This is a genomic window from Arthrobacter sp. zg-Y1110 (genome assembly GCF_025244865.1).
Lineage (GTDB): Bacteria > Actinomycetota > Actinomycetes > Actinomycetales > Micrococcaceae > Arthrobacter_B.
In genome coordinates this window covers 776,009-795,758 of sequence record NZ_CP104272.1, presented here as the reverse complement: position 1 = coordinate 795,758, position 19,750 = coordinate 776,009, and the positions used below count along the sequence as shown (strand labels likewise).

The following is a 19,750-nucleotide window of genomic DNA, read 5'->3' as shown; positions in this document are numbered from 1 at the left end:
CACTAAGTGGCGCAAGCAGCATCAGCACGCATGGACGGCGAGTCGATCTTCGCAACTCTGCGCAGTGAGATCCTCTCCGGCGTGCACCGGCCCGGCACGGCGATGCGGGAAGTAAACCTGGCCGAACGATTCGGCGTCTCCCGGACACCCATCCGGGAGGCGCTCTCCCGCCTGCTCCAGGAACGGCTGCTCGAACGAGCTGCCCGCGGCCTGCAGGTGACCCGGATTGAACCTGCCCAGGTCATCCAGATCTACGACATGCGCATCCTGCTCGAGGAAGAAGCAGCCGGACAGGCGGCACGGGCCCGCCAATTCACGGACCTGATGCGGTTGGAAGCCTTGCTGGAGCGGGACCGCCGGCTTACGGATCCCGACGATGCAACCCGGATAACCACCAACCTGGAATTCCATGCCGCGGTCTGGGAGTGCGCCCACAATCCCGTGCTGACCGACCTGCTGGAACGGCTCAGCACACACCTGGTCCATGCGCCGCAGTCCACACTGTCCGTGGACTCGCGCTGGGACGTTGCTCTCGACGAGCACGCCGCGTTGATCCGCGCCATCGACAGCCAGGACGTGGAGGCCGCCCGCCGCATCGCCCGCGATCACATGGAAACCGCGCGGCAGATCCGGCTGAAGCTCCTGCGCGAGGGTGCGCTTCGGCAGCCGCTGCCGCCGTTCACCCGCTAGCCGGCCCAACCATCAGTAGGTCAGCGGTTCGGTGATCCAGTCGATGTCGTCCCACGGATCCAGCCGCTGCAGGATGTCGAAGCTCGTGCGGCAGAAGTCCACCACGGCCTGCTGTGGATCGTCATAGGAGAAGGCGTCCTTGAGCGTGAGGATGAATTCGCTGGACTTAGTGAGGAATTCTGCCTTTGCCGGAGCCAGCATGGTGCCGTAACTGCCGATGTTGGAGAGGAAGGGATAGGGCATCACGTAAAACGCGGGTTCCGTGGAGGACGGGTCGCCAGGCCAGAACCCGAACTCGCAGAACCGCTCATCAAAGCAGTTCACGGCAATCACTCCGTTTCCGGGGTACGGCTCCGACTGTCCGCTGAAGATTGTTCCGGAAAGGTCCATGGTGCCGAACCAGTACGACGGCGCGAAGACCTTTCCACGCACCGGCCCGAGAAACTGTCCAAGACTTCGATGCGCGAAGTGCAGGTTGTCCAGGAAGAGCTCCACCGCCTGCTTGTCATAGGTGGAGTGCTTGGTGTCGGCGTCGAAAGGCACCGGATCGTAGAATTCCTGGGGGTCGGTGTTGATGGCCGTGGGCGCCCCGATGAATTCCAGCGCCCCCATCAGCTGACGGTAGAAGTCCGCCACGCTGAGGCCGTCGCTGAGTTCGATCCGGGTGCGGATGTGATTGGTGTTCTGCACGTCCACATGATGCTGGTGCAGGTTGAAGTAAATCTCGAAGTTCGTATCGGGTCCCGGCATGATGCCGGTTCCGATGCCCTGGACGGTGAGGGGCATCCGCACGTGGCCCCATTCCGGTTCGGGGTAGCTGCGCTCCAGTTTTACCTTGCCCGCCACCTGAAGGTAGAGGTGCAGGGTATCGGCGGTGGCCTGCCAGTCCGGGTAGTTCAGGAAGTTCTGGTCCATGGGAAGCGCCTTCGGTCGGGGGCTCGGTGGCGGTGGCTCGGTGGCGGACAGCGAACGTGCTGCTCCCAGTCTGGAACCCGCCCCGGAGCCGGTCAACGGCACCTTCTGGCACAATTCGGTTCGTTACTGCAATCAGTCGGGACTCGGGGGGATTCATGCGGCTGCACCATGTACAGGTTTCAATACCCACAGGCGGGGAGGACCAGGCCCGGCGGTTTTACGGTGAGGCACTGGGACTGACTGAGGTGGGCAAGCCGCCGTCGCTCGCCGGCCGGGGTGGCTGCTGGTTCCGGGCGTTCGACGGCGACGCCGTCGTCGCGGAGATTCATCTGGGAGTGGACTCCCCCTTTGTTCCTGCCAGGAAGGCGCACCCTGCCCTGCTGCTGGATTCTGCGAATGCACTGGAGGAACTGGGGGCCAGGCTCTCGCTGCATGGCTTCGAGGTCTCCTGGACTGACCGGTACACCTTCGAGGGTTACGAGCGGTTCCATTGCAGGGACCCCTTCGGGAACCGGGTGGAAATCCTTTCACCGCCTGCGGGCTGAGCCCGCCGGGTGCAGGGTCGCCGGGTCGCCGGGTGGTCCGACAGGCTCAGCGCGGGCCTGTCTGGTCTAACGCGAAAGTGCGCGCACGGACCAAAGGCACGCGCAGCTTGTTGACCGCGCCAGCCATGGCCTCGGTGCCGACGTCCGCAAAGGAGCCCATCCCTCCATACAGGCGCAGGCAGTCAGCGGCTCTCTCCCGCAGGTCGGAAACCTCAGTAATGCCGGCAAACATGTGCTCAATCCGGTTTGCCACCCCACTCCGCCACTCGTCGTCGTCCACTCTCGCTGCGGCTCGGACGGCAGAAGCGGCCGAAAGGATTTCATCGCGGACGTCTTCAACACTTTGCGGCATAGCTGGGCGGCTCTCTCTCCGGTGTATCGGTCCCGCTGACCTTAGCGATGATCAGGTGGGCCGTCGAACCTGGGTGCTGAGATATCGGTGCCGAGGCATTGGGGGCTCCCCCGGCGGTCCCTTCCGGAGCCAGGTTCCCGGGCTAGGTAGTGCTGCAGAAAAGACAGGTATTTTTGATTTCCGGGGAGGCCATTTAGGGGCTGGTTTGGGCCCGGAAATGTCAGTGCCGGATGAAATCCTGAGGTATGGATCAGCTCGGGAATACCGAACCGACAAACGGAGAGCCAGGCACTAAAGACCAGCAGCCGGAGGGGCACGCTGGCGAAGCGGATGCGCCGTGCTCCCCGGTCAGTTTGTCTGTATTTAGGGCGGACCCTGTCTCCCCCTACGACGGTGACAAGTCCGCTGCGGAGGCCGACGACGGCCCGACTGGCGCTGCTGCATCTACTGGGTTTATGGGATCTGCCGGGTCTATGGGATCTGCTGGGTCTTCCGCTCGCTCGGCCGCCACTGGTCCCGCCGCCGATCCCACCTCTGCCAACCCCGCCGACCCCAACACCGCTCCCTCCCCCACCACCCCGAGTCCTGTCGGTGATTACCCTGACGGTTTCACCGGGACCTTGGCGCTGCAGAACCTTGAATCGTTCGACGAGCACATGGTCGGAGAGGCTCTCCGCCGGATGGCGCACCTGCTCGCGTGGACGCAGGCGCTGGAGGCTCGTCTGGTGCACCGGATGGAGCAAATCTTCCGGGACAGCTTCTTCGATCCGTCGGAGCGGGATAAACCCGGGATCGCGTTCAGTCTTGCGGCTTCGGAATGCGCCGCCATCCTGAATGTTCCGCAGGTGACCGGCCAGCGGCTGCTGAGCGAAGCCGGGCAGCTGTGCGGCACCCATACCGCCACCCTGGCCGGGCTGGAAGAGGGCCGCTTCTCCTACCAGCATGCGCAGGTGGTCCTGGAACACTGCCAAAACGTTCCTGCGGAGAAACTCCCCGGGTTCGAAGCGGACCTGCTGAAGGCTGCGGAGGGTCAGACGCGGACGCAGTTCTCAGCTAAGGCCCGGCGGCTGCGCGAAAAGACGTTCCCGGAGACCATAAGCAAGCGGCACGTGAGTGCTTTCGAACAGCGCAAAGTCACCCTGGACCGGGAAGAGGACGGCATGTCCTGCCTGTCGGCCTATCTGCGTGCTGCGGAAGCGCAGCAGATCTATACCGCTCTCAGCACTGCGGCGCGGGGTGAGCAGGCGGGAGGAGATTCCCGGACCACAGACCAGCTGCGTGCGGATATTCTGGCCCAGCTGCTCATGGGCGGCAGCCGGGGTATCTTCACCGCGCCCGGAACCCCGGATGTGGCCGGAACCCGAGACGCGACAGAAGTCCGACGCGGCACCGGGCGCATCGGCAATGACACTGACACTGACACTGATGCAGCCACTCCAGACGAGGAACGAACCGGCTTGGGTGACGTCCCGGAGGGTACTGCCCTGCGCCCAACCGGCCCGGTCGAGGAAATCGTCCCGCGGGCGGAAATAATGGTCCTGATCAGCGCCGAAACACTCTTCGGAGCCGACGACGAACCCGCAGAGCTGCACGGTTACGGTCCCATCAGCGCCGAAGAAGCCCGGAGACTGGCTAGGAATGCTGCAGGTTTGACCGGACTGGCCCAGGACCCACAAACCGGGGAGATTTTAGGGGTCGGGAGACGCCGAAAGGTCCCGGCCGGGCTAAAACGCTGGCTTCGCGCACGGGACGGAACGTGCAGGTTCCCCGGCTGCCGGGTCAGTACCGCCAATGCGGACATTGACCACACCGTCGACTGGGCACGAGGCGGACCCACAGACCACGGAAACCTGGAACACCTCTGCCGCCGGCATCACCGGTTCAAGACCCTCGGGTTCTGGAAGGCCTGCCAGCCAACACCCGGGGTGATCGAGTGGACTTCACCTACCGGCCGGGTTTATCGGACCGAGCCGTTTCTCGATTTGGTTTCTCAGCAGCCGACGGACCCGCGGACGGATCCTAAGCAGCCGCCACCCGGTCTGAGGAAGGATCATGCGCAGACAGACCATGAACATAGCGCCTACCAGGCTGCGCCGCCGTTTTGAGCGGAATGGAAAGCGGGGCACAAGGACCGGAAGTCCGTGTGTCGGCCCGGGCTCACGGGCTCACGGGCTCACGGGCTCACGGCGTCACAGGGTCACAGGGTCAGGGCTCACGGCTCGCGGCGTCGCGGGCTCACCGCGGACGGACTCACCGGGCTCACGCCGGCAGCAGTGGGCAACCCGGGCACCTCGGGCCACAACCGAAACCGAACGCTGCCTATGAACTGACGGCCGCAGGCACCCGGGCAGTGCTCTGCCGCACCACCAACGACGTGGCCAGATCCAGACGCAGGTTGTTCGGACGCTCCCCCTCGAACAACCGGACCGCCATCCGGGCAGCTTCCTCGGCCATCTCGATCAGCGGCTGGTGCACGGTGGTCAGCGCAGGACTGGACCACTGCGCAACCTGTAGATCGTCATACCCGACAATCGACAGTTCGTCCGGGACACTAATGCCCAGCTGCCGGGCGGCGTCGAGCACGCCCAGCGCCTGCAGGTCGCTGCCGGCAAAGATGGCAGTAGGCCGGTCCGGAAGCGACAGCAGCTCCAGCGCGTGATCCCGGCCGCCGTCAACGTGGAAGTTTCCGTACCTGATCAGATCCCGGTCAAGCGGCAGCGCGGCGTTGTTCAGCGCAGATCGGTAGCCGTCAATCCGCGCCAGCGAACACATCATGTCCTCCGGCCCCGTGATCGCAGCAATCCGGGTGTGCCCCAGCTCGATCAGGTGGCGGGTGGCCATCATGCCCCCGGACCAGTTTGCCGACCCCACGGACGGCACATCCGGAGCCGGATCCCCCGCCGGATCGATGATCACAAACGGAATGGACCGCGCTTCAAGCTGCCGACGCGAGTCCTGCGCCAGGTCGGAAAAGACCAGAACGACGCCGACGGGCCGCCGGGCGATGACCCCTTCCACCCACTCGGGCGACGGCGCGTGCCGGGTTCCGCTCTCCGTCAGGACCACGCTCAGGCCCTTCTCCCGGGCAATGTTCTCCACGCCGCGGATAATCTCCAGTGCCCAGGCGCTTTCGAGTTCGTGGAACACCAGTTCCAGCAGCCGCGACTTGGCCCCGCCTTTACGGCGATAGCCGTGCTCCTCCAGCAACGCCTCGACTTTCGCCCGCGTTTTCCGCGAAACGTCTGTTCTGCCGTTGAGAACTTTCGAAACTGTCGAGAGTGAAACCTCGGCTTCGGAGGCCAGGTCTGCCAGCGTGACCGGGTGCTGCGGCAGTGATGACTGCATGGGTAGTCCTTCGGGTGTTCGAGCCAGCGCGGACAACAGTTTATCGAAAAGTGTTGCGCATCACATTACGCACATCTTATGCTGACGGCGTCTAGTAACTTTCGACCAATATACCGAAACTTTCGGAAGGTGTTCAACGATGAACAAACCCTCGTCCCGGACCCCGGTCCTGGCCACCGCCGGCATACTGGCGCTCGGCCTCACCCTGGCCGGCTGTGGAGGCGGCGACTCCGCTGCCTCGGACCGTCCCGAAAATGAGATCCATGTCCTCGTTTACGGAGACGCGAGCAACGACGTCGAATCCGCTATGGTCGAACGCTTCAATGAGACCTCCGACGTGAAGGTGGTGCTGGACACCATCCCCGGTGCCGAATACCAGCAGAAGCTGCAGACGGTCATGAGCACCGACGCAGCACCGGACATCTTCTTCAACTGGGGCGGAGGCAGCATCTCCGACTTCGTGGACGCAGACCTGCTGATGCCGCTGGATGACTTCATCGAGGAGGATCCGAAGCTGAAGGACGCCTTCCTTCCCTCGGTGTTCGACGTCGCCACGGTGGACGACACCCCGTACGGAGTGCCGATGCGCGGCACCCAGCCCGTAATGCTCTTCCACAACAAGGAAGTGCTCGCCTCGGCAGGCATCGAGGAAGCACCGCAGACCTGGGACGAACTGCTCGACGCCGTCGAGAAGCTCAAGGCTGCAGGCAAGACCCCGATCGCCCTCGGCGGCGGCGACGAATGGCCCACCCAGATGTGGTTCTCCTACGTCTATGACCGCGTAGCCGGGCCGGAACTCTTCCAGTCCGCCATAGACGGCGACACCGACGTCTGGGATTCCGAAGAAAGCCGGGAATCGCTGGGCATGCTGCGTGAACTGGTGGACACCGGGGCCTTCGGCACCAACTTCCAGTCCGTGAAGTTCACCGACGGCGGCTCCCACACCCTGCTCTCCAGCGGCCAGGCAGGCTTCGAGCTCATGGGCTCCTGGGAGTACTCCACCATCCAGGACGTCAACCCCGAGTTCGCAGCGAGCGGCCTGGGCTGGAGCGAATTCCCCGAGATCGAGGGCGGCAAGGGAGATCCTGCCAACCTGGTCGGCAACACCAACAACTACTACTCCGTCCTCAAGGACACCCGCTATCCCGAGGCCGCACGTGACTTCCTGAAGCTGATGTACTCGGACGAGTTCGTTCAGGAGCAGATGGCCATCGGCAACCTGCCCACGACTACCAGCACCGAACAGTTCCTGGACCAGGCCACCAACCCGGACTACGCCCGCTTCCAGTTCGGGCTGGTGCAGGATGCGCCTAACTTCCAGCTGTCCTGGGACCAGGCCTACCCGCCGGCCGCAACACCCACCATCCACAGCGCTGTTGCCGACTTCTTCGCAGGAGGCATCGACGAAGACGGCTTCATTGAAGCCATGCAGTCGTTGAAGAAATAGCCGGACCGATTGCCGAGACCATGACCACTCTGCTTCCACCTCGGCCCCCGGCCGCACCGGACAACCCCGCCAAGGGTCGTCCGGTGCGGGCCGGCCGGGCCCGGCTGAACCGTCCGGGTGTCGCCTGGACCCTGCCCGCCACCGTCTTTTTCCTGCTGTTCGCCGTTGTACCGCTGATCGCCGTCGTCGTTCTGTCCTTTATGACCTGGACGGGGCTGGGCGACCCGAAGTTTGTCGGCATGGAGAACTGGGAAACCCTTGCCGGGGATTCGGTAATGCTCAAGAGCCTGTGGCTCAGTGTGCTGTTCATTGTGCTTGGTGTTGCCACCCAGACTCCGGTGAGCATTCTGCTGGGTGTCTGGGCAGCAGGACCGCAGCGTAACCGCGCCGTGCTCAGCGCCATCTTCTTCCTCCCCCTGCTGCTCTCCTCCGCGGCCATCTCCGTACTGTGGCGGGCCCTGCTGGATCCGAACTTCGGGGTTCCGGCACAGCTCAAGTGGCTGTTCGGGGACGGCAACCTCTTCGGCAACCAGTCCACCGCCATCGGCGTGATCATCTTCGTAGGCATGTGGCAGTTCACCCCCTTCCACACGCTGATCTACCAGGGCGCTGCCAAATCCGTTCCGCCGGTGCTGTACCAGGCCGCGGAAATCGACGGCGCCGGACGGGCACGCCAGTTCTTCTCCATCACGCTGCCGCAAATGCGCAACAGCATCATCACCTCCGTGATCCTGATGGTGGTCGGCGGCCTGACCACCTTCGAGACGGTGCTGATCCTCACCGACGGCGGACCCGGAACGGACACCACCATCACCGCCTTCTACATGTATGAGGAAGCCTTCCGCCGCTACAACTTCGGCATGGGCTCCGCCATCGCCCTGGTCCTGGTGGTCGTGGCCACCGCCGTCTCGCTGATCATGGTGAAGGCCTCCGGCTACGACAAAATGCGCAGCACCATGGAGGGAGTCTGATGCGTACCCGCCCCAATTACATTGCCGGAGCTGCCGTCACCGTCTGGCTCCTGATCGTTGCCCTGCCGCTGTACGTCATGATTGCCGCCAGCGTGCAGACCCGCCCCGAATTCAGCGCGAACGGCCCGCTGTCCGTACCCACCAGCCTGACCTTCGAAAACTTCCTGATGGTTTTTGACAGCGGGTTCGGCAAGTACTTCCTGAACACCTTCATTGTCACGGCCGGCGTGGTGGGCATTGTCCTGCTGGTGGTGCCGCCGTTGTCCTACGCCATTGTGCGCAGCCAGTCCCGCTCCACCACGTTGATCTTCCGGTTCTTCCTGCTCGGGCTGGCTATTCCGGTCCAGGCAGTGATTGTGCCGATGTTCTACCTGATCAACTCGGTGGGCCTGTATGACACCCTGCTGGGCATCATCCTGCCGACCGCCGCCTTCGCGCTGCCGATCTGCACGCTGATCCTTTCCGGGACCATGCGGGACATCACGCCGGAACTCTACGAGGCGATGTCGGTAGACGGAGCGTCCACCACACGCACCTTCCTGCGCCTGGTGCTGCCGCTGTCCAAGGGCGGCCTGTCCACGATTGCGGTGTTCGCAGCACTGCAGGGCTGGAACGGGTTCCTGCTGCCGCTGATCCTGACCCAGTCGGAATCCACCAAGGTGATCACGCTTGGCCTCTTCAACTTCCAAACCCAGTACGGCATCAATGTGCCGGGCATCCTCGCCGCGGTGATGCTCTCCATGATTCCCGTCCTGCTGGTGTACCTCTTTGCGCGCCGCGCACTGGTCCAGGGCCTTATGGGCGTTGGCGGAAAGTAGACATGACAGAAACAACAGTTCAGCACCTCCCCTGGCGGGACACGTCGCTGACCGCCCGCGAGCGCGCCGCCCGGCTGGCGGAACAGATGACGCTGCAGGAAAAGGTCGCCCAGCTCTTCGGCGTCTGGGTGGGCGCCTCCAGCGAAGGCGGCCAGGTGGCACCCCACCAGCACGACATGAAGAAACCGGTGCCGCTGGAGAATCTCCTGCCGAACGGGCTGGGCCAGCTCACCCGGCCGTTCGGCACCCTGCCGGTCGACGCCGGCATGGGCGCCCTGTCCTTGATGCGCACGCAGCAGCGGATCGCCGAGTCCAACCGGTTCGGCATCCCGGCCATGGCGCATGAGGAATGCCTGGCCGGGTTCGCGGCCTGGGGCGCAACGGCGTACCCGGTGCCGCTCTCCTGGGGCGCCACGTTCAACCCGGAACTGATCGGCCGGATCGGTGCGGCCATCGGCACCGACATGCGCTCGGTCGGCGTGCATCAGGGCCTCGCACCAGTGCTCGACGTCGTCCGCGACGCCCGCTGGGGCCGGGTGGAGGAGACCATCGGCGAAGACCCCTATCTGGTGGGCAGCATCGCTTCCGCCTACATCCGCGGCCTCGAAGGTGCGGGAGTGGTGGCGACGCTGAAGCACTTCGTTGGTTACTCAGCCTCCAAGGCGGGCCGCAACCTGGCCCCGGTCTCCGTAGGTATGCGCGAACGCGCGGACGTCCTGCTGGTGCCTTTCGAAATGGCCGTGCGGGAATCCGGGGTGCGCTCCGTGATGCACGCCTATACCGACGTCGACGGCGTCCCCTCCGCTGCGGACCGCTCGCTGCTCACCGGCCTGCTCCGCGAGACGTGGGGTTTCGACGGCACGGTGGTGGCCGACTACTTCGGGATCAGCTTCCTCAAGGAACTGCACCGGGTGGCCGGTTCGCTCGGCGAGGCGGCTGCGGCGGCGCTGACCGCCGGCGTAGACGTGGAACTTCCCACCGTGGATGCCTTCGGCGAGCATCTCATCGAAGAAGTGGAGTCCGGACGGCTGGATGAAGCGGTCATCGACACCGCGCTGCTGCGGGTGCTGACGCAGAAGGTCGAACTCGGGCTGCTGGACCCGGACTGGTCCGCGGTGCCCTCGGCCCTGGCTGGTATGGACCTCACGGACTCGTCCGGCGTGCTGGGTTCGGTGGACCTGGACCGGCCGGAGAACCGGTCCCTGGCGGCCGAGGTCGCCGAGCAGGCATTGATCCTCACCGCCAACAACGGAATCCTGCCGCTGGCAGCGCCGGGCCGCATCGCCGTCGTCGGACCCAATGCCGACAACCCGATGGCGTTCCTCGGCTGCTACTCCTTCCCCGCCCACGTGGGTGTGCAGCACCCGGAGGTGGCAGCGGGAATCGAGCTGCCCACCATGGCGGCATCGCTGCGCGGCGAATTCCCCGACAGCGCGATGACCGTGACCGCAGGCTGCAGCGTGGACGGACCTGAGACAGACGGATTCGCCGACGCGTTGTCCGCCGCCCGGGAGGCCGACGTCGTCGTGGCCGTGCTGGGTGACCGGTCCGGGCTGTTCGGCCGCGGCACCAGCGGCGAGGGCTGCGATACCGAGTCGCTGGTCCTGCCCGGAGTGCAGCAGCAGCTGCTCAATGAACTGCTGGACACCGGCAAACCCGTGGTGCTGGTGCTGCTGACCGGACGCCCCTATGCCCTGGGCCGCGCCGCTACGGAAGCCGCCGCCATTGTGCACGCGTTTTTCCCCGGCGAAGAGGGCGGACCGGCAATCGCCGGTGTGCTGAGCGGCAGGGTGAATCCCAGCGGCCGGCTGCCGGTCAGCGTTCCGGCGTCCCCCGGTGCGCAGCCGTCCACCTATCTGGCCGCTCCGCTCGCGCAGATGAGCGACGTGTCCAGCATCGACCCGACACCTGCCTTCGCATTCGGCCACGGGCTGGGCTACAGCAGCTTCGAGTGGTCGAACGTCGCCCTGGACGGTCCGGCGGAGTTCGGGGTCGACGGCGAAACGTCCGTTTCCGTGACCGTAGCCAACACCGGCGAGCGCGACGGCGTCGAGATCGTCCAGCTCTACCTGCACGATCCGGTGGCCTCGGTAGTGCGCCCGGTGCAGCGGCTGGCCGGGTTCGCTCGGGTCCCGCTGCGTGCGGGAGAAGCGGCGAAGGTGCGGTTTACGGTTCCGGCCGACGCCGCGTCCTTCACCGGGCGGGACGGGCAGCGCATTGTGGAGCCCGGGGACCTGGAGCTGCGGCTCGGGGCGTCGAGTGCCGATATCCGCGGTACGGCCGGTGTTAGCCTGACCGGAACCGTGCGGGTAGTGGACCACACCCGGCGGCTGCACTGCCCGGCGGACGTGGCACCGCTGGGCTGAGCACCTTTACCTTCAACCCGGGAGCATAAAACCGCATGTACTCCGACCTGCCCGCCGACCAGCTTGCCGCCTATCGAGGCAGCACCCGTGCCCCGGAGGACCTGGACCGGTTCTGGGCGGACACCCTGGACGAGGCACGGCAGCATCCGCTGGCGGTGGAGGTCACCCCCTACCCCAGCGGGCTGCGGACCGTGGAGCTCTACGATGTGGTGTTTCCGGGTTTCGGCGGTGAACCCATCCGGGCCTGGCTGCGGCTGCCGGCCCGGAGCATCGGCGGCGACGGTCCGCTGCCCGGCGTCGTGCAGTTTGTCGGTTACGGCGGCGGACGCGGGGATGCGCACGAGAATCTGTTCTGGGCCTCGGCCGGGTTCGCGCACCTGCAGATGGATACCCGCGGGCAGGGAGCCGGCTGGAGCAAGGGCACCACGCCCGACGCCGCCGGCAGCGCCGGACCGCAGGTCCCGGGCGTGATGACCCGCGGCGTGCTCGACCCGCACACCTATTACTACCGGCGGCTGTTCACCGACGCGGTCCGCGCGGTGGAGGCGATGCGCTCCCTGTCGGAGGTGTCGTCGGTGCAGGTGGATCCGGCGCGGGTGGCCGTGCTGGGACAGAGCCAGGGCGGGGCGCTGGCCCTCGCGGCGTCGGCGCTCTGCCCGGACGTGGCCGCCGTCGTCGCGTTCGTCCCTTTCCTGTCCGATCTCCCGCGGGCCGTGACCGTCACCGATTCCTATCCGTACCGCGAGATCCGTGACTACCTTGCGGTCCAGCGTGGGCAGGCGGAGACGGTGATGGAGACACTGGCCTATTTCGACGCCGTGAACCTGGTTCCGCGCTCAACCGCCCCTGCACTGTTCTCGGTGGCGCTGATGGACACCATCACTCCCCCGTCCACGGTCTACGCCGCGTACAACAACTACGCCGGTCCGAAGGAACTGACGGTGTGGCCGTTCAACGGGCACGAGGCCGGGGCCATCGAGGACGACGTCGCCGCGCTGGCGTTCCTGCAGAAGCAGCTGGCGGGTTAGTTCGGGTTCTCGGCGGTGAACAGTTCGCAGACGGTGTTGTAGTACCGGTCCGTGCTGCTCTGGTGCTGCAACCCGATCTTCCCGCAGACCCGCATCGATGCCGTGTTGGCAGGGTTGGTGACGGCCACAACGCGCGGCAGGCCGTGCTTGAAACCGTGCTGCAGGACGGCGGCACCAGCCTCCGACGCGTATCCCTTGCCCCAGCTGTCGGGGTGGAAGTGCCAACCGATCTCGATGTCGCCCGAGGGCTTCCGCTCAGGGCCCGATGCCGGGATGGGCTTCAGCAGCAGGGTTCCGGTTAGGTTCCCGGCGTCCTGGTCCTGCACCGTCTTCTCCTGCACCGTCTTCTCCTGCACCGCCCAGATGCCGCAGGTTCCGTCGTCTCGGCGGGCCCATGCCTCGATCAGGGTGAGCGCCTCGGCCCGGTCCTGCATCGTCTTAGGGTTGGCGCCCAGAAAACGCTGCACCTCCATGCGGGAGTACAGGTCCAGGACAAAGTCCGCGTCTTCGGAAGTGTAAGGGCGCAGGGTCAGCCGGGGCGTTTCCAGGATCAGCATCCGGGAAGTCTACAGCGGCTGAAAGAGCAGGTCAGGGGCCGGCCGGCCCCGGCCCGCCCGGCGCCGCGCCCGACGGGTTCGGCTCTTTGAGTTCCACGAAAAACACGTGGGTTTCCGTCTCTCCAGTGTTTTCGCCGTAGTGCTCCTGGGCCGGAAGCCAACGGACGGCACCGGCGGGCAGTTCCACGTCCATTCCGCCGCCGGGAGCGGGTGTCGGTCCGCCCGGTCCGCCCGGTCCCGGTCCGCCCGGTGTCGGGCCACCCGGTCCCGGACCACCCGGACCATCAGGCCCGCCGCTCGTGTGCAGCCGCCGGTGAAACGGACTGGCGGTCAGCATCACGCTGTCCGGATGCCGGTGCGGTTTACTGATGTGCCCCGGCGTATCCCGGTACTCGAGCACACGCACCCGCTCGTTTTCGAATACCACCTTGTAGTGGTCCGGATTGGACTGGACTGGGTCCTGGGTCATGCCTGGAAGCTTAGGCCGGGTGCCGGCAGGACAACAGAGCCGCGACCGCTTACGCCCCCGCGATCCGGTAAGCCAGCCGGTGCTCCTCGCCGGGCGCCAGCACAATGAGTCCCTCCCCGGAGTTGAAGGCATCCGGCGGGCAGGTCATTGGCTCTACGCCCACGCCCAGCCGGTCCATCTTCTCGCCGGAATAGACCTGCAGCCACGGCGCCTCCTTGCCGGTGGCGGACAGGACAGCACCGAAGCCGGTCTCCGGATCTGTGAGCGTTACCTGCCAGTCGCCGTCGGGCAGGCCGGTGAAGGCATGGTCCGCAGTGCGGGCGCCGATCGGTTCCGGAGCGTTGAAGGCGAGCACGGTTCCCTCGGTGTCCCGCAGTTCGCTCAGGTCCAGGGGGCTCCCGGACTGCTCCGGACCGCCGAGGACCCGCGCGGCGGGAACGTCCAGCACACAGCGGTCCACCGGCACCCGGCCGGCAGTGAGGTAGGGGTGGGCGGAAACGCCGTACGGTGCCGACGACGTGCCCGCATTGGCGGCAGACAATTCCACACTTAGCCCGGTTTCGGCCTCAAGCGCATAGACCGCCTGCAATTCCAGCTGGAAAGGATAGCCGGGCTGTCCCATCAGCCGGTGCTTCAGGACCACGCGCTCGGGCGAGGTTTCGACAACGTCCCAGGCATCCCAGGCAACCAGTCCGTGCAGGGCCATGCCGGTCTCGGGCTCGTTGACCGGCACCTGGTACTCGGTGCCGTCGAAGGTGTAGCGGCCGCCGACAATCCGGTTGGGCCAGGGCATCAGCACCTTGCCGGTGAAGGCCTGCGGAATTTCGTCTTCCGCAAGCGGCAGCACCACGTCCCGGCCGCTGAAGGTCAGCCCGGAGAGCGTGGCGCCCACCGGCAGGATGGTGGCCCGGTAATCCCCGGCGGCCAGGGAAACGGGATGGCCGTTGGGGCCGAAAGAGGAAGTCATGGGCCCGATCCTATCCGGCAGCCGGCAGCGCAGGGCTTCCCGCCGCCTGCCGGTAACGCTGCAGCACCCCAGGCGTGGGATCGGCCGTGACCACCACGGACGCGCCGTCGTTCCACGCGGGCCACGCGCCCGTGAGGATGGCTGCGGCCTGCCGGGCGGCGCCGTCGGCCACGTACTCCCCCGGCCGCGGGACGGTGACGGGAAGCTCGAAGACAGCGGCGATGACCTGCTGGATCGCCTCGGACCGGGCAGCTCCGCCCACCAGGATCACGCGCTGCGCGGACACTCCCGTGTTCTTCAGCGCCGCGAAGCCGTCCGCGAGGGAGCAGGCCACGGCCTCGACGGCGGACCGGGCCAGATTGGCGGGAGTGAAGTTCCGCAGCGTCATGCCGTGCAGGGACCCGGTGGCGTCCGGCCGGTTGGGGGTGCGTTCCCCTTCGAAGTAGGGCACCATCATCAGGCCGTCGGCACCGGCCGGAGCGGAGAGGGCCAGCCGCGTCAGTTCGTTCAGTTCCACCCCGAGCATGGCAGCGGTGGCGTCCAGGACGCGGGAGGCGTTCAGGGTGGCGGTCAGCGGGAGGAAGTGGCCGGTGGCATCGGCAAAGCCGGCCACAAGTCCGGTGGCGTCCGACGTCGGATTGTCGGCGACGGCGAACACGGTGCCTGAGGTGCCGATGGAGACCACCACGTCCCCCACCCCGGCCGCGACACCCAGTCCGGCAGCGGCGTTGTCACCGGCGCCGGGTCCGATCAGCGCGCCGGCGGGGGTGCGGGCGCCCGCTTCGAGCGGGCCCAGGACGCGGGGCAGCTGCGGCACGTGGCCGAGGGTCTGCTCCAGGATTTCGGGGAGGTACTCGCCGGTGGACGGGGACCAGTAGCCGGTGCCGGAGGCGTCGGACCGGTCGGTGGTCAGGGCGGCCAGCCCTTCCGCGCCGCTGCCCGGCCCGTAACCGGCCAGGCGCCAGCTCAGCCAGTCGTGCGGCAGACAAACGGCGGCGGTGCGGGCAGCGTTTTCCGGCTCGTTTTCGGCCAGCCAGCGCAGTTTCGTCGCAGTGAACGAGGCCACCGGCACGGAGCCCGTGGTGTCGGCCCAGTACCGGGCGCCGTCGGGTCCGGCGTCGGCAATGAGCTTGTCCGCGGCGGCGGCGGAGCGGACATCGTTCCAGAGCAGGGCCGGGCGGACCACGGCACCGGTTTCGTCCAGGCAGACCATGCCGTGCTGCTGCCCGCCTACCGAGACAGCGGCGACGTCGTCCAGTCCCCCGGCAGCCGCAGCTGCCTCTCGGAACGCCGCCCACCACGCTTCCGGGTCCACCTCGGTACCAGCCGGGTGGCGGGCCGTGCCTTCGCGCAGCAGCGCGCCGGTCTGGGCATCGCGGATGACTACCTTGCAGGACTGGGTGGAGCTGTCGACTCCGGCAACGAGTGGCATGTCGAGCCTTTCAACGGGTGCTGCCGCCGGTCCCCCAGGGCCCGGCGGCAGCACGATTCGGTGATGGTTTGCGCGTCGTGCGCAGGTAGCCTAGCGGGCACCCATCAGGTGTTCCAGCGCAAGCTGGTTCAGCTTCACGAACCCGAAGTCGCGGTCCGCGGCGGCGTCGGCGTTGAAGTCCTCGAAGGACGCGGCGTCGGAAAGCAGGTCCGTGACGGATTCACCGGCAGCCAGCGTGGGCTGTGCCAGCTCGGTGATGCCGGCGTACTGCATGGCTTCCTGCACCTCGGGATCAGCGCGGAAGGCCAGGGCACGTTCCTTGAGCAGCAGGTACATGTCCATGTTGGCCTTGGCGGATTCCCAGACACCCTCGTAGCCCTCGGTGCGGGACGGTTTGTAGTCGAAGTGGCGCGGACCTTCGTAGCGCGGTCCGCCGTTGGGGAAACCGTTCTCCAGCAGGTCCACGGTGAAGAAGGCGCTGGTGAGGTCGCCGTGTCCGAAGACGAGGTCCTGGTCGAACTTGATGGACTTCTGGCCGTTGAGGTCAATGTGGAACAGCTTGCCGGACCACAGGGCCTGGGCGATGCCGTGGGTGAAGTTCAGCCCGGCCATCTGCTCGTGCCCGGTCTCCGGGTTCAGTCCGACAATGTCGCCGTGCTCGAGCTGGGCAATGAATGCCAGGCCGTGGCCGATGGTCGGCAGGAAGATGTCGCCGCGCGGTTCGTTGGGCTTGGGCTCGATGGCGATGCGCAGCCCGTAGCCCTTTTCCTTGATGTAGCCGGCAGCTGTGTCGATGCCTTCACGCATGCGGTCAAAGGCTGCGGAGAAGTCCTTGGAACCGTCGTATTCGCTGCCTTCGCGGCCGCCCCACATCACGAAGGTTTCCGCGCCGAGCTCCGCCGCGAGGTCGATGTTCCGCAGCACCTTGCGCAGTGCGAAGCGGCGGACGGAGCGGTCATTGGAGGTGAAGCCGCCGTCCTTGAACACCGGGTGCGTGAACAGGTTGGTGGTCACCATGGGTGCCTTGAGGCCGGTTTCGGCCAGGGCATTGGTGAAGTTCTTGATGATGATGTCCCGCTCCTGCGCCGTGGCGTCGAAGGGAACCAGGTCATTGTCGTGGAAGGTCACCCCGTAGGCGCCCAGTTCAGCGAGCTTATGCATGCCCTTGATGGGATCCAATGCGGCCCGCGTCGGTGTGCCGAAGGGGTCGGTTCCGGTCCAGCCGATGGTCCAGAGGCCGAAGGTAAAGCGGTCGGAAGGCGATGGCGTCATTGTCACGATAGCTCCAGATCAAGTATTAGTTGGAAGCAACAACATATTCGGGTGGCTCTCCCGTGTCAATGGTTCCCGGACGAAAAAGCTTCCGTCCCTCACGCGGTGGGACCTCTCGGAGGCACTTTGTTGCCGACCCCAACCAAACCGCGGCGACGACAGGTAGGCTGGAGGATGACCAGTAACCGGAGAGGAAACCAAGACGTGGAAAGCGGCATTATCAGCGCCCCTGCACCGGCAGGCCGCGGCACCGATAACCTGCGGTCCACCAACCTCTCCCGCATCCTGACCCTGCTGCACCGGAACGGGCAGCTCTCCCGCGCGGACCTGACCCGGCTTACCGGCTTCAACCGCTCCACCATCGGCGCCCTGGTCGGCGAACTGGCCGGCATGGGGCTGGCTTACGAGACCGATCCGCCCGCTGGACGGGTCGGCCGGCCCAGCCCGCTGGTCCACCCCAACGAGCGGGTGGCCGCCATAGTGGTCCATCCCGACGTCGACGCCGTGACCGTCGGCCTGGTGGGGCTGGGCGGGCGGGTGCACCGCCGGGTCCGCCACGACACAGTTTCGCGGCCGAGCGTGGCCGAGACGGTAAGCATCACCCGCGCCGTGCTGGCCGGGATGGCTCCGGACCTGGCCGGAATGGACCGGATTGCCGGGGTCGGCGTGGCCGTTCCCGGGCTCACCCGCACCTCCGACGGCCAGGTGCTGCTGGCACCGCACCTGGGTTGGCGGAACGAGCCGCTGGCCGCTCCCCTGGCCGAGGCGCTGGACCTGCCGGTCTTCGCCGGCAACGACGCCACCCTGGGTTCGGTGGCCGAGAGTCTCTTCGGTGCCGCCGTCGACACCGACAATGCCGTGTACCTCAACGGCAGCGCGAGCGGGATCGGCGGCGGGATCATCGTCGCCGGCAGGCCGCTGCGAGGGGCGGACGGCTACGCGGGCGAGCTCGGGCACACGCTGGTCCGCAGCGACGGCGAGCGGTGCCACTGCGGCCGCCGCGGCTGCCTGGAAACGGAAGTGAACCTGGCCGGCCTGCTGGAGGTGCTGGGCCTGGACCGCGCGGACCAGGACACACTGGACGCGGCGATGGCCGAACAGCAGACCGCAGCAGTGCGCGCCGAGGCGGACCGGCAGCTGGATCAGCTGGCAGTGGCGCTGACGAACTTCGTGAACATCTTCAACCCGGACACGATTGTCCTGGGCGGTTTCCTCGGCACCCTGTTCGCTTCCAATCCCCAGCGGCTGACCGACGCCGTTGCCGCCGAGGCGGTCGCGGGCCTGGGCCGGCGGGTACAGCTGCGCCGGGCGGCGCTGCGTTCGGAACTGCTGCTGGTCGGCGCCGCGGAGCTGGCCTTCGCTCCGGTGCTGGCCGCGCCGCGCCCGGCCTAGGAACCGGCCGGCTTAGTAACCTTCCGGCTTAGGAGTCCCAGCCGAAACTGAACCGCTCGGGCCGGAACGGTTCCAGCAGCGGATGCCGGCGGCCGGTGCGGATTTCCGCGGCCACCAACTCCCCTGCGATCAGGCCCAGTGTGGCCCCCGAGTGCGTGAAGGCGGTCCAGCAGCCGGACAGCGCGGCAAGCTCGCCGAGCACCGGTTCACCGTCCCCCGGCACCGGTTTCAACCCCGGCTGCCGGCTCTGCGGCACCACCTCCGGATGCCCGGCCAGCACCCGGCTCGCCTCCGCCGCCAACTCGGCCGGCACCTCGGAATCCACGCTCCAGCTGCCGTCCTCCCGGCGCTGCACGCGGTCCAGGTACCAGGTGGAATCCATCGCGAGCCGCCCACCGGGGTGCGGGCGAAGCGAAATCCGCGGCGTGTTCAGCACGGCCCGCAGTCCGTGGTCCACCGGTTCGCTGATCACCAGCATGGCCGGGTCGGAGGCATCGGGCAGGTGGACGCCGGCCTCGGCCAGCACTGCGGGCGTGCCGGCTCCGCAGGCGACGACGACGGCGTCGGCCGCGTATTCTTCCCCGCCGGCGGTGCGGATCCCGCGTGCCCTGATGCCGCCGTCGGACCCGGCGCCGCGGGTAAGAGTGCACATTCCGGTGTGTTCGATCATCGTGCCGCCGCGCATCGTGAACTCCTCGGCCAGGTACCGGACCAGGTGCGGCAGCGACACCCAGCCTTCACCCGGGTTGACCAGCACCCGGTGGGGCAGCACCCCCGGGTCCACGCCGGGCACCATGCCTGGAACGTCATCGCGTTCCAGCATCCGGGCCTCGTAGCCCTGCCGGGTCTGTTCGTTGTGCCGCTCAACGACAACGAACGGGTCATCGTCCCAGTACAGGCCGCCGTCGAAGGCAAGCCAGTCGATGCCGGGATTCTGCGCCAGCAGGGTCCGGTACCGGTCGATACCCGCCATCCGCAGCCGGTAGTAATCTTCGCCGTAACTCCCGCCGGCGTTCAGCCAGGACAGTGAGCGCCCGGAGGCTCCGCTGCCCACTTCCGCTTCCGTCACCAGCAGCACGTCCGCGCCGCCGCGCAGCAGCTGCACCGCAGTGGAAAGTCCCAGCACTCCGCCGCCCAGGACGGCGACGGTATCCGGCGGAAGCGTGTTCGGCATGCCTTTCCCC

At 66.8% G+C, this 19,750-nt stretch carries 18 protein-coding genes; 9 read left to right on the top strand and 9 right to left on the bottom strand.

Annotation, left to right across the window (positions count from 1 at the left end):
- The first annotated feature begins 6 nt into the window (after window positions 1–6).
- Entirely contained in the window at window positions 7–690 is a 684-nt protein-coding gene (locus tag N2K99_RS03730) for a GntR family transcriptional regulator (RefSeq protein ID WP_227923405.1), read from the top strand.
- 12 nt (window positions 691–702) lie between these two features.
- Here the strand turns inward: N2K99_RS03730 and N2K99_RS03725 are convergent, their stop codons facing one another.
- Complete coding sequence (locus N2K99_RS03725) at window positions 703–1,605, bottom strand: DUF5996 family protein (protein WP_227933932.1); 903 nt, start codon at window positions 1,603–1,605, stop codon at window positions 703–705.
- Window positions 1,606–1,760: 155 nt separating this feature from the next.
- On the opposite strand from N2K99_RS03725, the gene N2K99_RS03720 reads away from it, so the two are divergent.
- Complete coding sequence (locus tag N2K99_RS03720; protein WP_227923401.1) at window positions 1,761–2,150, top strand: VOC family protein; 390 nt, start codon at window positions 1,761–1,763, stop codon at window positions 2,148–2,150.
- Window positions 2,151–2,196: 46 nt separating this feature from the next.
- On the opposite strand, the gene N2K99_RS03715 is transcribed toward N2K99_RS03720, so the two are convergent.
- Window positions 2,197–2,502 carry a DUF6966 domain-containing protein gene (locus N2K99_RS03715; RefSeq protein WP_227933931.1) on the bottom strand — a complete coding sequence of 102 codons (306 nt, stop codon included), beginning with the start codon at window positions 2,500–2,502 and terminating at the stop codon, window positions 2,197–2,199.
- Window positions 2,503–2,975: 473 nt separating this feature from the next.
- On the opposite strand from N2K99_RS03715, the gene N2K99_RS03710 reads away from it, so the two are divergent.
- Complete coding sequence (locus tag N2K99_RS03710; RefSeq protein ID WP_227933930.1) at window positions 2,976–4,607, top strand: HNH endonuclease signature motif containing protein; 1,632 nt, start codon at window positions 2,976–2,978, stop codon at window positions 4,605–4,607.
- A gap of 214 nt (window positions 4,608–4,821) precedes the next feature.
- On the opposite strand, the gene N2K99_RS03705 is transcribed toward N2K99_RS03710, so the two are convergent.
- On the bottom strand, window positions 4,822–5,847 hold the full coding sequence (locus tag N2K99_RS03705; RefSeq protein WP_227923396.1) for a LacI family DNA-binding transcriptional regulator: 1,026 nt from the start codon (window positions 5,845–5,847) through the stop codon (window positions 4,822–4,824).
- 139 nt (window positions 5,848–5,986) lie between these two features.
- On the opposite strand from N2K99_RS03705, the gene N2K99_RS03700 reads away from it, so the two are divergent.
- The 5 genes from N2K99_RS03700 to N2K99_RS03680 are packed head-to-tail and all read left to right on the top strand — an operon-like array spanning window position 5,987 to window position 12,477.
- Window positions 5,987–7,294, top strand: a complete 1,308-nt coding sequence (locus N2K99_RS03700; protein WP_227923393.1) for an ABC transporter substrate-binding protein — start codon at window positions 5,987–5,989, stop codon at window positions 7,292–7,294.
- 20 nt (window positions 7,295–7,314) lie between these two features.
- Window positions 7,315–8,265 carry a carbohydrate ABC transporter permease gene (locus N2K99_RS03695; RefSeq protein WP_227923390.1) on the top strand — a complete coding sequence of 317 codons (951 nt, stop codon included), beginning with the start codon at window positions 7,315–7,317 and terminating at the stop codon, window positions 8,263–8,265.
- Window positions 8,265–9,083, top strand: coding sequence for a carbohydrate ABC transporter permease (locus tag N2K99_RS03690; RefSeq protein WP_227923386.1), 819 nt, complete (start codon window positions 8,265–8,267; stop codon window positions 9,081–9,083). Before N2K99_RS03695 ends, N2K99_RS03690 begins: the two co-directional genes overlap by 1 nt.
- A 2-nt stretch (window positions 9,084–9,085) precedes the next feature.
- Complete coding sequence (locus N2K99_RS03685) at window positions 9,086–11,449, top strand: glycoside hydrolase family 3 N-terminal domain-containing protein (RefSeq protein WP_227933929.1); 2,364 nt, start codon at window positions 9,086–9,088, stop codon at window positions 11,447–11,449.
- Window positions 11,450–11,484: 35 nt separating this feature from the next.
- Entirely contained in the window at window positions 11,485–12,477 is a 993-nt protein-coding gene (locus N2K99_RS03680) for an acetylxylan esterase (RefSeq protein WP_227933928.1), read from the top strand.
- Here the strand turns inward: N2K99_RS03680 and N2K99_RS03675 are convergent.
- From N2K99_RS03675 to xylA, 5 genes are all read right to left on the bottom strand, one after another.
- Entirely contained in the window at window positions 12,474–13,034 is a 561-nt protein-coding gene (locus N2K99_RS03675) for a GNAT family N-acetyltransferase (RefSeq protein WP_227933927.1), read from the bottom strand. The two genes, N2K99_RS03680 and N2K99_RS03675, sit on opposite strands and share 4 nt — an antisense overlap.
- A gap of 31 nt (window positions 13,035–13,065) precedes the next feature.
- Window positions 13,066–13,503 carry a cytoplasmic protein gene (locus N2K99_RS03670; RefSeq protein WP_227933926.1) on the bottom strand — a complete coding sequence of 146 codons (438 nt, stop codon included), beginning with the start codon at window positions 13,501–13,503 and terminating at the stop codon, window positions 13,066–13,068.
- A 49-nt stretch (window positions 13,504–13,552) separates the two neighbouring features.
- Window positions 13,553–14,470, bottom strand: a complete 918-nt coding sequence (locus N2K99_RS03665; RefSeq protein ID WP_227933925.1) for an aldose-1-epimerase — start codon at window positions 14,468–14,470, stop codon at window positions 13,553–13,555.
- A 10-nt stretch (window positions 14,471–14,480) separates the two neighbouring features.
- The gene (locus N2K99_RS03660; RefSeq protein WP_227933924.1) at window positions 14,481–15,902 is read right to left on the bottom strand and encodes an FGGY family carbohydrate kinase; all 1,422 of its coding nucleotides are present in this window, start codon (window positions 15,900–15,902) and stop codon (window positions 14,481–14,483) included.
- A 90-nt stretch (window positions 15,903–15,992) separates the two neighbouring features.
- On the bottom strand, window positions 15,993–17,174 hold the full coding sequence (gene xylA, locus N2K99_RS03655; protein ID WP_231709512.1) for a xylose isomerase: 1,182 nt from the start codon (window positions 17,172–17,174) through the stop codon (window positions 15,993–15,995).
- 204 nt (window positions 17,175–17,378) lie between these two features.
- Here xylA and N2K99_RS03650 point away from each other — a divergent pair, with 204 nt between their 5' ends.
- Window positions 17,379–18,566, top strand: coding sequence for an ROK family transcriptional regulator (locus tag N2K99_RS03650; protein WP_227933923.1), 1,188 nt, complete (start codon window positions 17,379–17,381; stop codon window positions 18,564–18,566).
- Window positions 18,567–18,594: 28 nt separating this feature from the next.
- Here the strand turns inward: N2K99_RS03650 and N2K99_RS03645 are convergent, their stop codons facing one another.
- The gene (locus tag N2K99_RS03645) at window positions 18,595–19,740 is read right to left on the bottom strand and encodes an FAD-binding oxidoreductase (RefSeq protein WP_227933922.1); all 1,146 of its coding nucleotides are present in this window, start codon (window positions 19,738–19,740) and stop codon (window positions 18,595–18,597) included.
- Window positions 19,741–19,750 lie beyond the last annotated feature (10 nt).